The sequence below is a fragment of the Nocardiopsis sp. NPDC050513 genome, assembly GCF_044457925.1.
Lineage (GTDB): Bacteria > Actinomycetota > Actinomycetes > Streptosporangiales > Streptosporangiaceae > Nocardiopsis.
Window position 1 is genome coordinate 75,830 of sequence record NZ_JBITHK010000008.1, and the last position, 14,416, is coordinate 90,245.

Below are 14,416 nucleotides of genomic sequence, written 5' to 3' on the forward strand. Positions count from 1 at the left end.
TCGACCGGATCCGCCGGTCGGGGCGTCCGCTCCGACCGGCGGATCCGTGTCCGGCGCCTCCCCGTGCCCGCTTCCGGAGTGTGAGCCAGGCTACTTTCCGAACGGTACTCGGTAGTACAGTCGCTGCGTACCCAGCACCGACACGGGCCGGGGGCCGGCCCTCCGGGGAGGACAGATGCGCGTTTCGATGCCGCTCCAGTACGCGGGCGAGCCCAAGGCCGCCGTGGAGCAGGTGGTCGAACTGGAAAAGGCCGGTCTGGACACCGTGTGGGTGGCCGAGGCCTACGGGTTCGACAGCCCCACCCTCATGGGCTACATCGCCGCCCGCACCGAGACGGTCGCGATCGGGTCGGCGATCCTCCCGCTGTACACCCGCACGCCGAGCCTGGTGGCGATGACCGCCGCCGGGCTGGACGACCTCTCCGGCGGCCGCGCCATCCTCGGCCTGGGCGCGAGCGGCCCCCAGGTGATCGAGGGGTGGCACGGAGTCGCCTACACCAAGCCGTTGGCGCGCACCCGCGAGACGATCGAGATCTGCCGCAAGATCTGGGCGCGCGAGGAGCGCCTCACCCATGACGGGTCCGTCTTCCAGCTCCCGCTCCCTCCGGCCGAGGGCACCGGGCTCGGCAAACCCCTCAAGATCATCAACCACCCCGTGCGCCCCGACATCCCCGTCTACGTCGCGGCGTTGGGTGAGAAGAACGTCCAGATGACCGCGGAGATCGCCAACGGCTGGCTGCCCCACCTGTTCGTCCCGGAGAAGGCCGGGGACGTGTGGGGGGAGGCCGTCGCGAAGGGGAGGGCCAGGCGCGATCCCGCCCTGGGCGATCTGGAGATCGCGGCCGGAGGCCTGCTGGCCATCGGCGAGGGCGAGGACACCAAGCGGCTGCTCGACCACGTGCGCCCGATGATCGCGCTGTACGTGGGCGGCATGGGCGCGCGGGGGAGGAACTTCTACAACACCCTCGCGCGCCGGTACGGGTACGAGGAGGCCGCTGAGACGATCCAGGACCTGTACCTGGACGGGCGCAAGGACGAGGCGGCCGCGGCGGTGCCGGACGAGTTCGTCGAGCTGACCAACATGGTCGGGCCCGAGTCCTATGTGCGCGAGCGCGTGGAGGCGTTCCGGGAGGCGGGCGTGACCCAGCTCAACGTGACCCCGGTCGGCGAGAACCCGGCGGCGCTCATCGAGAAGGTCAAGGGCTGGGTGTCCTGACCCGCCGACGGGCCGCCGCGCGCCCCGCGCGCACGCGGCCGTGATCGGACGAGCCCCCGACCGCGTGGGCGGCCGGTCCGCTCCGACCGGACGCCCCCGCGGTCGGCCCTCAGAGCCCCGTGATCCGGATGCCCGCGTGGGTCCGGTAGCGGCGGTTGACCGCGATGAGGTTGGCCGTGAGCGCCTCGACCTGGTGGGCGTTGCGCAGCCTGCCGCCGAACACCCCGCGCACACCGGGAATCCGCTCGGCCAGGGCGCGCACCTCGTCGGTGGCCGAGCGGTCCTCGCCCAGCACCAGCACGTCCAGGTCGACGGTGTCCACGTCCGGGTCGAGCAGGACGACGGCGGACACGTGGTGGAAGGCGGCGGTGACCCGGCTGTCCGGCAGCACGTCGGCGGCCTGCTGGGCCGCGCTGCCCTCGCGGACCTCCAGCGCGTAGGGACCGCGCTTGTCGAAACCGAGCGGGTTCACGCAGTCCACGACGATCTTGCCCGCCAGGACGTCCGCCAGTCCGACCAGCAGTTCGCGGTGCCCCTCCCAGGGCACGGCGACGATGACGATGTCACCGGTCGCCGCGGCCTCGGCGTTGGACAGCCCGCGGACGTCGATCTCGGTCTTCTCCGCCGCGACGAGCTCGGCGGCGGCGGTCGCGGCCCGCTCGGCGCTGCGGGAGCCGATGACGACGGTGTGCCCGGCCAGGGCGAACCGTCGGGCCAGCCCCCGCCCCTGGTCACCCGTGCCGCCGAGGACGGCGACCGTCCTGTCCGCGATGTCGGCGCCCTCCGGCGTGGTCGGTTCGGTCATGGGTTTCCTCCCGGACGGGGCGGTCGGTGTCGGGCCTGGGACGCCGCGGCCCGCGCCGCGACGCCCCCCGCCGCGAGCGGCGGGGTCACGCGCCGATCCTGCCAGAGGAGGCCGTGGCCGGGCACACACGGCCCCGCCGTCTCAGCGGTCCTCCTCGTCCTCCCATTCCTCGTTGCGCTCGGCCGCGATGGCGAGCGCCCGTGCCGCCGTGGTCTCGTCCTCGTAGGGCCCCATGCGCTCCCGGTTGGGGCAGCCCGCCCCCTGTTCGACGCGCATGTGCTTCAGGCAGTACCACCAGTCACCCGTGTGCACCTTGCTCACCGTCACCCGCCTCCCGTCGGTCTGTGCCCCGCACCTGCCGTTCCCATGGTGATGGGCCGCTGTCGGCCGAACCCACGATTCCGGACTCCTGGTCCGGAGATCTCCCGAACGGTCCTGGAGATCGCGGGACGGCACGAGCCGCTCACGCGGGCGTACCCGGGTCCTACCCACTCCAGGGGTGTGCCCGGCATCCCGCTTGGACCCGAACCCCTTTCGGTGACCGAGGCGGCGAGGACGGGAGGGGAGGGTTTTCGGCGGATCCCCTGTGGTGAGGTGGGCGGGAGGGATAGCGGCGGGCCCCCTGTGGTGAGGTGGGCGGGAGGGTTGGCGGCGGGCCCCCTGTGGTGAGGTGGGCGGGAGGGTTGGCGGCGGGCCCCCTGGGGTGAGGTGGGCGGGAGGGTTGGCGACGGTGCTGTACCGGGAGGGTTCCCGGGGGACCCCCTGGGGTGCTGTACCGGGAGGGTTGGCGGCGGGCCCCCTGGGGTGCTGTACCGGGAGGATTGGCGGGCCGACCCCCTGTGGTTGAGCATCCGCGACGGTGACCCTCGAACCCCCTGTGGCCAGGCGCGCGGGGGACGCTCTGCCCAACCCCCCTGGGGCTGAGCAGGGCAGGGATGCTTTGCCCAACCCCCCTGTGGTTGGGCGGGCGGGGAGGGTGTAGACCCCCTTTCCGGTGACGGGTGTGCGGACCGGTGTGGGGCTTGGGGCGGGTGTTTGCTGGACCGTCCACCCCCCGCTCCTGGGGTCGGGGGTGTCATCACTTCGGAATCACGTTCCCACGTGGTGGCCGCCTTCTGCATATCTGTGGACCGTCCGGGGTGACGGTAGGTGAGGGACCTCGCCCTCCGGAACGAATTCGCTGCGCGAACACGCCCTCCGGACGAGCCACACCCCCACCGGTGACCGGGGCAGTAAAACACCACACCCAACCCCCTATGGACCCGAGAACCAGTCGACCCAACCCCCCTTCAGTGACCCTGGGCGGGCACGCGCTCTGTCCGACCCCCTGTGGTTGGCCGACCAGGGACGGTCACCCCCGACCCCCGCGACACAAGGCCCCGGGCGGGCTCTCGGTGGCCCGGGGCGGTCGGGGTTTCCGTCCAATCCCCGAGCCGCACGGCCCCCCGTCGAGAGACCTTGCCGGGGGCCAGCCGAGGAAAGGCGTGCTCCATGCGTCTCCAGCCACGCGCGTCCCACACCGGCCACTGAAGGGGGTTGGCCGCAAACTCTCCCACCTTGCTCGACCCAGGGGGTTGGGGAGTGCACGACCGCCCCGGTCACTGAAGGGGGGTTGGGTTGTCCGGTTCTCGGGTCCACAGGGGGTTGGGTGTGGTGTTCTGGCTCCCCGGTCACCGGTGGGGGTGTGGCTCGTCCGGAGGGCGTGTTCGCGCAGCGAATTCGTTCCGGAGGGCGAGGTCCCTCACCTACGGTCACCCCAGGCCGTCCACAGATATGCAGAAGGCGGCCACCACGTGGGAACGTGATTCCGAAGTGATGACACCCCCGGCCCCAGGAGCGGGGGGTGGACGGTCCAGCAAACACCCGCCCCAAGCCCCACACCGGTCCGCACGCCCGTCACCGGAAAGGGGGTCTACACCCTCCCCGCCCGCCCAGCCACAGGGGGGTTGGGCAAAGCATCCCTGCCCTGCTCAGCCCCAGGGGGGTTGGGCAGAGCGTCCCCCGCGCACCTCGCCACAGGGGGGTTCGAGGGTCACCGTCGCGGATGCTCAACCACAGGGGGGTCGGCCCGAAAACCCTCCCGGTACAGCACCCCAGGGGGCCCGCCGAAAACCCTCCCGGTACAGCACCCCAGGGGGTCCCCCGGGAACCCTCCCGGTACAGCACCGTCGCCAACCCTCCCGCCCACCTCACCACAGGGGGCCCGCCGCCAACCCTCCCCGCCCTGCCCAGCCGCTCGATCGCCGAACTCGGACGGTGGTAGGCACGAACTACAATCTGTGCCCATGACTACTCCGCTGGTTCCTGGGCGCATCTCGCCACAACGTTCGGTTCCCTCCCACATCGTCCGGCCGGAGTACGTCGGACGGAAGCACCCGGTCGAGGGTGTTCTGGGGGACGTGCAGACGCCCGAGACCATCGAGCGGATGCGCGAGGCCGGACGGATCGCCGCCCAGGCGCTCCAGGAGGTCGGCAAGCACGTGCAGCCGGGGGTGACCACGGACGAGCTCGACCGGATCGGTCACGAGTTCCTGCTCGACCACGGCGCCTACCCCAGCACTCTCGGTTACAAGGGCTACCCGAAGTCCCTGTGCTCCTCGCTCAACGAGGTCATCTGCCACGGCATCCCCGACGACACCGTGATCTCGGACGGCGACATCGTCAACATCGACATCACCGCCTACAAGGACGGCGTGCACGGCGACACCAACGCCACGTTCCTGGCGGGAGACGCGGCCGAGGAGAACCGGCTGCTGGTCGAGCGGACCCACGAGGCGACGATGCGCGCGATCAAGGCGTGCCGTCCGGGCCGCCGGATCAACGTCATCGGCCGGGTCATCGAGTCCTACGCCCGGCGCTTCGGGTACGGCGTGGTCCGCGACTTCACCGGTCACGGGGTGGGCCCGGAGTTCCACTCGGGCCTGGTGATCCCGCACTACGACGACCCGCGCGCGGACACCGTCATGGTGCCGGGCATGACGTTCACCATCGAGCCCATGATCACGCTGGGCGGGGTCGAGTACGACATGTGGGACGACGGGTGGACCGCCGTGACGGCCGACCGGTCGTGGACGGCCCAGTTCGAGCACACGCTCGTCATCACCGACTCCGGCGTGGAGATCCTCACCCTTCCCTAGACGGTGCGCGGGAGGGCGGCGCGAGGGCCGTCGGCAGGGTCACCGCGTCGGCCCCGACCCGCCGAAGGGCCCTCGACGCCCCGCACACACGCCCGCCCCCGACCGTGCGCCGCCCAGCACGGCCGTCGCGGCGTGCCGACCGCTCGGCACAGGCCCCCGAACGTACCCCCGGACCACGGCGGGTTTCCGAGGACGCGCCTCGGTCCGACGAGTGCCCCGGGTGCCCCGAGCCCCGGGGCGCCGTCGTGTCCGGGGCGCCGCGGATCCCCGGTCCGCATTCCCGGGAACGGCGTCGAGCTGTCACTCTTCCGACAATTCAGACTCCAAATCCACCCATACCACCACATACTTGGTCAATTCGGTGACAAAGCGCGCATATCGGGACACGATTGGCGCATCCTCATAGGCGTGCCGCTCGAACGAGCGGGAGCGACCGGCGCGAAGGCACCGGTCCACACACAGGGAGGAGATCCCAGATGAAGACCATCTCGCGAGTCCTGATCACCGCCGTCGCCGCGCCGACCCTGGTGCTGGGTCTGTCGAGCGCCGCTCTCGCGGACAGCTTCTACGAAGCGGACTCGACCTTCGCGGGCCCCAAGGGCGCCGGCTCGACGCACGTCTGTTCGGCCGCGTTCAACGACGGCTTCGGTTTCGGCGGCTTCGGCGGCTTCGGTTTCGGCGGCTTCGGCCGCGGCGGCTGTGACGATCACCGAGGCCCCTGGATCTGGTAGATCACGACAGCGGCGAGCACCGGACGCCATCCGGATCGCGAGCCTGGTGCCGGGGAGCACGGTCTCCCCGGCACCTTTCGTGCGTCCGGCATCCCGGTGGACCACCCCTTCCACCGCCCCCGGAAACAGCCGTCGAGCTGTCACCCGACCGACACTTCAGGCCCCAAATCACCCCTTCTCACCGCACACTTCGTCAATCCGGTTACAAAGCGCGCATATTCGGCCACAATCTGCGCATCCTCATAAACGTGCCGCTCAACAGAGTGGACCGGCCGGACCGTCCCGGGGCCACGGAGACCAGTACGGGGGCTCAGAAGCCTCCGTCAACCCGGACCACGGCGGAACGGTCGGAAGGGACCGGAGCGAATGCACCGGTCCACACACAGGGGGGAGATCCCATGACGAAGTCCATCTCGCGAGTTCTGCTCACCGTCGTCGCCGCCCCGGCGCTGGCCCTCGGCCTGCCGGCCGCCGCCTTCGCCGACAGCTTCTACGAGGCCAACGCCACCTTCGCCGGCCCGTTCGGCGCCGGTTCGCAGAGCATCTGCTCCGCGGCGTTCGACCGCGACCACTTCGGCTTCGGCTTCGGTGGCGGCTTCCACGGCAAGCGTGGCTGTGACCGTGGCTTCGACCGTCCCTGGTTCGACTAGTCGGACGGACGGCGAGCACCGGACGCCTTCGTCCGGATCGTGAGCCTGGTGTCGGGGAGTCCCGAGCTCCCCGGCACCACAGGTCGCGCCCTCCACACCCGAGACCCGGGTGCGGAGGGCACTTCCGTGTGCGCGGCCTCGGTCCGGACCGCCCCGTGGATAACCCTCGTCCGGGCGGTTAGGGTCGCCGCATGAGAATCCTCGTCTCCGCCGACATGGAGGGCGCCACCGGCGTCACCTGGCCCGCCGACGTCGAGCCCGGAACGGAGCAGTGGCAGCGCTGCAGGGCGATGTTCACCGGTGACGTCAACGCCGCGGTCGCGGGCCTGTTCGCCGGCGGAGCGAGCGAGGTCGTGGTCAACGAGGCCCACGCCACGATGCGCAACCTCCTCCTGGAGCGCCTGGACGAACGCGCCAGCATGATCACCGGCCGCCACAAGGACCTGTCGATGATCGAGGGGATCCAGCACGGCGACTGCGACGGCGTGGTCTTCCTCGGCTACCACTGCGGCGCAGGGGACGACGGGGTGCTCGCGCACACCTACCTGCCCAACGCGGTCACCGGGGTCTGGCTGGACGGCGAGCCCGCCAGCGAGGGGCGGCTCAACGCGGCCGTCGCCGCCGAGTACGGCGTCCCGGTCATCCTCGTCACCGGTGACGACCGCGCGTGCGAGGACGCGGCGACCTACGCGCCGTTCGCCCGCACGGTCGCGGTCAAGGAGCACGTGAGCCGCTACGCCGCGCGCTGCCTCCCCCCGGCGCGCACGGCCGGGGAGATCCGTGCCGGGGCCCAGGCCGCCATGCTGCTCGCCGGAGGGCTCGACCCCGAGGAACCCCGGACGCACGCCGTCGAGGTGGAGTTCGACGCGGCCCACCTGGCGCAGGCCGCCGACGTCGTCCCGGGAGTGACGCGTACGGGCGTGCTCCGGGTCCGCTACACCTCGCCGAGCGCCTACGAGATGATCCGCTGCTTCAAGGCGGTGACCACCCTCGCCGCGCGGGCGATGGAGGAGGACTACGGATGACGGACCGGACCGTCCCAGGGCGTCTTCTGGGCGGCTGACCGGTGCGGCTGTGTACGGTGAGACCGTGGCGCGGGTCACCGTGGCCACACCCGTATCACCGGGCCCCAACGACTCCAGTCGAGAGCGAGACCGCACCCGTGGGCGACCCTTCCGACGCGACGAACGACCTCACCACCGCGGGGGACGACGCCGTCCACCTGGCCCGCGAACTCGTCCGCAGGGACTCCACCAACCTCGGCGGCGGGGAGGGCGACGAACGGGCCGCCGCCGAGTTCGTCGCCGAGGCGTTGGCCGACGCCGGGCTGACGCCGCAGCTCCTGGAACCCGCGCGCCGGCGGTCCAACGTCGTCGCGCGCGTTCCCGGAACCGACCCCGACGCCCCGGCCCTGCTCGTCCACGCCCACCTGGACGTCGTCCCCGCCCGGGCCGAGGACTGGTCCGTCCCGCCCTTCGGGGGCGAGATCGCCGACTGCCCGGTCACCGGCGCCCCGTCGCTGTGGGGGCGCGGGACGGTGGACATGAAGAACACCGTCGCCATGGCCGCGGCCGTCGTCCGCCACTGGGCACGCGGCGGCCTGCGCCCCAGACGCGACATCGTGCTGGCCCTGGTCGCCGACGAGGAGGACAGCGCCGCCTTCGGCGCCGACTGGCTGGTGCGCGAGCACGCGCACCTGTTCGAGGGCTGCCGGGTCGCGGTCGGCGAGCGCGGGGGCCACACGGTCCACGCCCGCACCGCCACGGGTCGTCCGGTGCGGCTCTACCCGGTCGCCGCGGCCGAGCGCGGGAGCGCCTGGCTCAGCCTGCGCGCCCACGGCACGGCCGGACACGGTTCCCGGCCGCCCGGGGACAACGCCGTCGGCGCCCTGGCCGCCGCGATGGCCCGGATCGACGCCCACCGCTGGCCCCTCCACCTGACACCGGTGACCCGCGCCGCGATCGACGCGATCGCCGCCGCCCTGGAGGTCGAGCGCGTGCCGGGGGACACCGACACCAATGAGGCGGTCGACGCCCTCGTGGCCCGGTTCGGGGCGGCCGCCCCGCTCGTGGCGCCGACGGTGCGCAACTCGGCGACGCCCACCACGCTGTCGGCCGGGTACAAGGTCAACGTCGTGCCGGGCGAGGCGATCGGCGGGGTGGACGGACGGGTCCTGCCGGGGGCCGAGGAGGAGTTCGCCCGCACGATGGACGCGCTCACCGGTGACCGCGTGGACTGGGCGTACGACCACGCCTCTCCCCCGGTGGACGCTCCCCTGGGCACCGCGGCCCTGGCGGCGATGCGGTCCGCGCTGGTGGCGCACGACCCCGACGCGCACGTGGTCCCGGTCTGCATGGCCGGCGGCACGGACGCCAAGGTGTTCGCCCGGCTGGGCATCGACTGCTACGGGTTCTCGCCCATGCGGCTTCCGGAGGGGATGGACTACCCGGGTCTCCTGCACGGAGTGGACGAGAGGGTTCCTCTGGAGGGGCTGAGATCCGGGGTGCGCGTGCTGGACGCGTTCCTGCGGTCCTGAGGGACCGCGCCCCGGAACGGGGCGTGAAGGGAGCGCGTCCCACCGGAGACGGCGACGACCATGGACGGTGACGGGTGGGGAAGACGATGACCGAGGTGCGCGGGAGCCGGGAAGCCGTGACCGAGACCGTGCGGAGCCCCCGGGGCGTGCGGGAGCTGGTCCGGCCGCCTCGGCTGCGCGAGGGGGACCGGGTCCGCCTGGTGGCGCCGTGCAGCCCGGTTCCGCCCGCCCGGTTGGCGGCCGCGGCGGAGGTCGTGCGGAGTTGGGGGCTGCGGGTGGAGTTCGGCGCGCACGTGCGCGAGCGGCACCCCCGGCTGCCCTACCTCGCCGGATCGGACGCCGCCCGGGCCGCCGACCTCCAGCAGGCCTGGTGCGACCCGGACGTGGCGGCGGTGTTCTGCGTGCGCGGCGGCGACGGCGCGCACCGCACCCTGGACCTGCTCGACTTCGACGCGATGCGCCGCGCCCGCCCCAAGGCCCTGGTCGGGTTCAGCGACATCACCGCGCTGCACGAGGCCCTCGCTGTGGAGCTGGGCGTGGCCACGGTGCACGGCCCCGTGGTGGGGACGCGGTACTTCGTGGGCGACCAGGTCGCCCAGCACGAGCTGCGCACGACCCTGTTCGCGCCGGAGCAGCGGACGGTGCTGACGTCACCGGGGGCGCACGCGCTGGTGCCGGGACGGGCGCGGGGGGTGACCTTCGGCGGGAACCTGAGCCTGCTCAACGACGGGCTGGCCACGCCGCACAGCAGGCTGTCGGCGGACGGGGGGATCCTGCTGCTGGAGGACGTCGGAGAGGACGTGGCGCGGATCGACCGGATGCTCACCCACCTGCTGCGCACCGGGTGGATGGACGGCGTGGCCGGAGTGGCGCTGGGGACGTGGACGGACTGCCCGCCGGACCTGGGGGTGATCGCCGACCTGATGCGCGACCGGCTCTCGCCGCTGGGGGTGCCGGTGCTGTGGGGGCTGGAGTTCGGGCACTGCGCGGCCCAGCTGACCGTCCCGCTCGGGGTGCCCGCGTGGATCGACGCCGAGGACGGCAGTCTGGAGCTGGCCGTCCCCGGGTTGGAGTGACGGGCCCGGGGCGTCCACCGTCCCCCGGACGGGCCGGTCGGCGTGCCCCGGCGTTCCTCAGACCGCGAGCACACCGCCCCGGGGAGCTAGACTCCGGACATGGTTCGTGAACCGCTGAGCGCCGACCAGATCGAGCGGGGCCGCCTGCTCGGGTCCCTGCTGCGGAGCGCCCGAGGCGACCGGACGATGGTCGACGTCGCGCGTCAGGCCGGGATCTCGGTGGAGACCCTGCGCAAGATCGAGGGCGGCCGCATCCCCACCCCCGCCTTCTTCACCGTGGCCGCCGTCGGCACGGCGCTCGACCTGTCCCTGGACGACCTCCTGCGCCGGGTGCACGAGGCGGTCCCGCGGACCGCCGCCGCCGTCTGACCACCCCTCGGCGCACGCGCGCACGCCGCGCCCGTACCGTGGGAGCCGCCACACCCGTGGCCACGGCGTGTTCCCGGCACGCCCGTGTCCGGCAGTGGTACGAAAGTGGCCGCGCCGTCGAGGACCACCAGGGGGAGACCATGAGCGACCGGACACTGCGCGTCGACGAGGCCGAACTGCGCGGCCTCCTGGACGGGCGCTGGGCGAGGGTCCGCGAACGCGCCCGCGACCTCCTCCAGGGCGAGGAGTTCGCCCCCGTCCGCGGCCTGTCCGTGGACGACCACCGCGCCCGTGTGCTCACCCAGCTCAGAGCACTCGCCAAGACCGAGGTCCCGGCCTACGGGTTCCCCGAGGCGGTCGGCGGCAGCGACGACATCGGCGCCTCGGTCGTCGCCTTCGAGATGCTCGTCGCCGACATGTCCCTCATGGTGAAGGTGGGCGTGCAGTGGGGCCTGTTCGGCGGCGCGATCCGCGCGCTGGGCACCGAGCGCCACCACGCCGAGTACCTGCCCGCCGTGATGAGCGTCGACCTGCCCGGCTGCTTCGCGATGACCGAGACCGGCCACGGCTCCGACGTGCAGCACCTGCGCACCACGGCCGTCTACGACCCCGCGACCGAGGAGTTCGTGGTCCACACCCCCGACGAGTCGGCGCGCAAGGACTACATCGGCAACGCCGCCCGCGACGGCCGCATGGCCGTGGTCTTCGCCCAACTGCGCACCGGCGGCGCGGAGCACGGCGTGCACGCCCTCATGGTGCCGATCCGCGGCGAGGACGGCTCGCCCGCGCCGGGCGTCCGGATCGAGGACTGCGGCGCCAAGGCCGGACTCAACGGCGTCGACAACGGCCGCCTGTGGTTCGACCAGGTGCGGGTGCCGCGCACCCACCTGCTCAACCGGTACGGGGACGTCGCCGCCGACGGCACGTACACCAGCCCCATCGACAACGAGAACCGGCGCTTCTTCACCATGCTCGGCACGCTCGTCCGGGGCCGCATCAGCGTGGCCGGGGGCGCGGGCTCGGCGACCAAGGCGGCGCTGGCCATCGCCACGCGCTACGCCGACACCCGCCGCCAGTTCACCCGGCCCGCGGCCGACGGCGAGCCCGAGCGCGAGGTCCGCGTCCTGGACTACCTCGCCCACCAGCGCAAGCTCCTGCCCGCGCTGGCGCGCACCTACGCGCTGCACTTCGCCCAGGAGGAGCTGGTCACCCGCCTGCACGAGCTGTCCCGCGCCGCCGACCGCGACGAGCACGCCCAGCGGGAGCTGGAGTCGCGGGCCGCCGGGCTCAAGGCGGTGGCCACCTGGCACGCGACCCGCACCATCCAGACCTGCCGGGAGGCGTGCGGCGGCGCCGGATACCTGGCGGAGAACCGCATCCCCCAGCTCAAGGCCGACTCCGACATCTTCACCACGTTCGAGGGCGACAACACGGTCCTGCTCCAGCAGCTCACCAAGGGTCTGCTGACCAACTTCCGGGAGTCCTTCGGCGACCTCGACCAGTTGGGGCTCGTCCGGTTCATGGCGGGACGGGTGTTCGAGGGCGTCATCGAGCGCACGGCGGCCAAGCCGCTGATCGACCGGTTGATCGCTGCCGCCCCCGGGCGCGGCGAGGAGGCCGACCTGTACAACCGGGGCTGGCAGCTGGAGCTGCTGGAGGACCGGGAGAAGCACGTGATCGAGGGGTTGGCGCGGCGGCTGCGCAGGGCGCGGCGGGACGGCGGCGACGCCTTCGAGGTGTTCAACCGGGCCCAGGACCACGTCCTGGCCGCGGGGTGGGCGCACATGGACCGCGTGGTGCTGGAGGCGTTCGTGGCGGGGATCGACCGCTGCGGCGACCAGGCGACCGCCAAGCTGCTCAACCGGGTGTGCGACCTGTACGTGCTGTCGGTCGTCGAGGAGGAGCGCGCCTGGTTCCTCGAACACGAGCGCCTGTCCACGAACCGGGCCAAGGCGGTCAGCCAGGCGGTCAACGACCTGTGCCGGGGACTGCGCCCCTACGCGGTGACGCTGGTGGGCGCCTTCGGTCTGCGCGACGAGTGGCTGGGAGCGCCGATCGCCCTGGGCGCCGAGCACGCCCGCCAGGGCGACCCCGTGCCGGGCCGGGGCTGAAGGGGGGCGGGAGCGTGTCGGCGATCAGGCTGCTGGTGTTGGGCGCGGTCCGGCTGCACGGCCGTGCGCACGGCTACCAGGTGCGCGCCGACCTGGAGCACTGGGGCGCGCACGAGTGGTCGACGGCCAAGCCCGGGTCGGTCTACCACGCGCTCAAGCAGCTGGCGCGGCAGGGGCTGCTGGTGGCGCACGAGGTCGCGCCGTCCACCGCCGGCGGGCCGCCGCGCACGGAGTACGAGATCACCGCGCGCGGCACGGACGAGTACCTGTCCCTGTTGCGCGCGGCGCTGTCCAGCCACGACGAACGGCTGGACGTGCTGTCGGCGGCGCTCGGGTTCATGGTGGACCTGCCGCGTGAGGAGGTGCTCGGGCTGCTGCGCCAGCGCGTCACCGGCCTGGAGTCGTGGCGGGGAGGCGTCCTCGACCACTACGACCCGGAGCGGGGGCCCGCGGGGGACGACCACATCGGGGAGATCCTGGACCTGTGGACGCACACGGCGGAGTCCGACGCAGCGTGGACCCGCGCGCTGATCCGGCGGATCGAGGACGGCGCGCACGCCTTCGCGGGCGAGGACGGCGCGCCGTTCGAGGGGCTGCTGGCCGGGGACGCGTAGCCGATCGGCCGGAGCAGGGGCGGGGACGGGCTTCGGCGCCGAGACCGGGGGCTCAGGGGCGGTCGACCGTTCCGCTGTCCGGCCCGCCCGGCTCCTCGTCCAGCCACAGACGCAGGTCATCCGCATTGCGCAACTCGACCTCGACCACCTGCCGCTCCTCCTGGGTGAGGGCGATCCCGCGCAACTGGCCGAGCCAGTCGGCCGTGTCCTCGTGCTCGCCCAGTGCGGTGGACAGCTCGACCAGCATCGCCAGGGCCGTGGCGCGCTCCACGTCGGTGGCCTGGTTCCCGCGCCTGCGCAGTGCGGACCTGATCTGCCGCGAAGCCGCCAGGTCGTCGGTCTTGAAGTCGCGCAGGATCCGGGCGCCGTCGAGGGCCCGCGCGAACGGCGGCAGGTCCTTGGAGCCGCCGTACTCCAGCTCTTCCGGTTCGTCGCGCTGGATGAAGATGATGGAGTTGCCCGAGGGGTCCATGAGGGTGAAGCGGCTCGCGCCGGGCCGGTACCGGGTGACGCGGGGAAGGCCGCGTCCGAGGACCTTGCCGTAGGTCCGGCGCATGCCCTGGGTGACGGCGGCGTGGTAGGCGGCGACGTCGTCGACCATGACCAGGCACCCGCCGGTGTGCTCGATCGCGGGGTCGAGGCCCTTCGGCGGGCGGCCGAAGTGCAGGTCGAAGCCGCTCCATCGGAACGCCAGGTAGAGGTAGGGCCGGCGCTGGTCGTAGGTGACCTCGAAGCCGATCGCGCGGAAGAGTTCGATCGTCGCCTCCGGGTCGGCGCAGTGCAGCACCGGGACGACCGCCTCGTTGGCGCGCACGCCGAGCGACCGCTGGTCGGGGCCGTCCTTCCGCTCGGCTCCGGATGTCGTCGCGCCCGCCTCGGAGGGCGTCCGACTGGGCGCGCCCTCCCTCTCCGCGCCCGACACCGTCACAGGATCGATCCCCGTCGCACCGCCGCGTCCAGCCATGGCCCGAACCCCCAACTGATCAAGTTTGACTACTTGGCGAGCGTAGGCCCCTCCACGGCCACTAGTCAAACTTGACCAATGGGCGGCCCGCACGTCCCCGCGCAGCACGCGGACCACGGAGTCGCCCGGGAACCGCCCGCCGCCTCCACGACGGCCATGCGGCACGGGGCCGACCCCCGCGGACCCGCTCGCGCGAGACCCTTCCGT

At 72.8% G+C, this 14,416-nt stretch carries 13 protein-coding genes; 10 read left to right on the forward strand and 3 right to left on the reverse strand.

Going from position 1 to position 14,416, the window contains the following annotated elements; genetic code table 11:
* Nucleotides 1-175: 175 nt before the first annotated feature.
* Nucleotides 176-1,216 (forward strand): LLM class F420-dependent oxidoreductase, encoded by a 1,041-nt coding sequence (locus ACIBFB_RS16140; RefSeq protein ID WP_397230745.1) that lies wholly within the window; start codon nt 176-178, stop codon nt 1,214-1,216.
* A gap of 109 nt (nt 1,217-1,325) precedes the next feature.
* Here the strand turns inward: ACIBFB_RS16140 and npdG are convergent, their stop codons facing one another.
* Nucleotides 1,326-2,021, reverse strand: coding sequence for an NADPH-dependent F420 reductase (gene npdG / locus ACIBFB_RS16145; RefSeq protein WP_397230747.1), 696 nt, complete (start codon nt 2,019-2,021; stop codon nt 1,326-1,328).
* Nucleotides 2,022-2,162: 141 nt separating this feature from the next.
* On the reverse strand, nt 2,163-2,342 hold the full coding sequence (locus ACIBFB_RS16150) for a hypothetical protein (RefSeq protein ID WP_397231158.1): 180 nt from the start codon (nt 2,340-2,342) through the stop codon (nt 2,163-2,165).
* 1,964 nt (nt 2,343-4,306) lie between these two features.
* On the opposite strand from ACIBFB_RS16150, the gene map reads away from it, so the two are divergent.
* From map to ACIBFB_RS16195, 9 genes are all read left to right on the forward strand, one after another.
* Complete coding sequence (gene map, locus ACIBFB_RS16155; RefSeq protein ID WP_397230749.1) at nt 4,307-5,158, forward strand: type I methionyl aminopeptidase; 852 nt, start codon at nt 4,307-4,309, stop codon at nt 5,156-5,158.
* A 476-nt stretch (nt 5,159-5,634) separates the two neighbouring features.
* Nucleotides 5,635-5,889, forward strand: a complete 255-nt coding sequence (locus ACIBFB_RS16160) for a hypothetical protein (protein ID WP_397230751.1) — start codon at nt 5,635-5,637, stop codon at nt 5,887-5,889.
* Between the two features lie 398 nt (nt 5,890-6,287).
* Nucleotides 6,288-6,539, forward strand: coding sequence for a hypothetical protein (locus tag ACIBFB_RS16165; protein WP_397230753.1), 252 nt, complete (start codon nt 6,288-6,290; stop codon nt 6,537-6,539).
* A 191-nt stretch (nt 6,540-6,730) separates the two neighbouring features.
* A complete protein-coding gene (locus ACIBFB_RS16170) occupies nt 6,731-7,564 on the forward strand; it encodes a M55 family metallopeptidase (RefSeq protein WP_397230755.1) in 834 nt (277 codons plus the stop codon).
* Nucleotides 7,565-7,701: 137 nt separating this feature from the next.
* Nucleotides 7,702-9,075: a M20/M25/M40 family metallo-hydrolase gene (locus ACIBFB_RS16175; RefSeq protein WP_397230757.1), complete on the forward strand. Its 1,374-nt coding sequence runs from the start codon at nt 7,702-7,704 to the stop codon at nt 9,073-9,075.
* 86 nt (nt 9,076-9,161) lie between these two features.
* Nucleotides 9,162-10,151 (forward strand): LD-carboxypeptidase, encoded by a 990-nt coding sequence (locus tag ACIBFB_RS16180; protein ID WP_397230759.1) that lies wholly within the window; start codon nt 9,162-9,164, stop codon nt 10,149-10,151.
* A 99-nt stretch (nt 10,152-10,250) separates the two neighbouring features.
* On the forward strand, nt 10,251-10,520 hold the full coding sequence (locus tag ACIBFB_RS16185) for a helix-turn-helix domain-containing protein (RefSeq protein WP_397230761.1): 270 nt from the start codon (nt 10,251-10,253) through the stop codon (nt 10,518-10,520).
* A 140-nt stretch (nt 10,521-10,660) separates the two neighbouring features.
* Nucleotides 10,661-12,631, forward strand: a complete 1,971-nt coding sequence (locus ACIBFB_RS16190; protein WP_397230763.1) for an acyl-CoA dehydrogenase — start codon at nt 10,661-10,663, stop codon at nt 12,629-12,631.
* A gap of 14 nt (nt 12,632-12,645) precedes the next feature.
* Entirely contained in the window at nt 12,646-13,245 is a 600-nt protein-coding gene (locus ACIBFB_RS16195) for a PadR family transcriptional regulator (protein ID WP_397230765.1), read from the forward strand.
* 52 nt (nt 13,246-13,297) lie between these two features.
* Here ACIBFB_RS16195 and ACIBFB_RS16200 read toward each other — a convergent pair whose 3' ends face one another.
* Complete coding sequence (locus tag ACIBFB_RS16200) at nt 13,298-14,209, reverse strand: glyoxalase (protein ID WP_397230767.1); 912 nt, start codon at nt 14,207-14,209, stop codon at nt 13,298-13,300.
* Nucleotides 14,210-14,416: the final 207 nt, after the last annotated feature.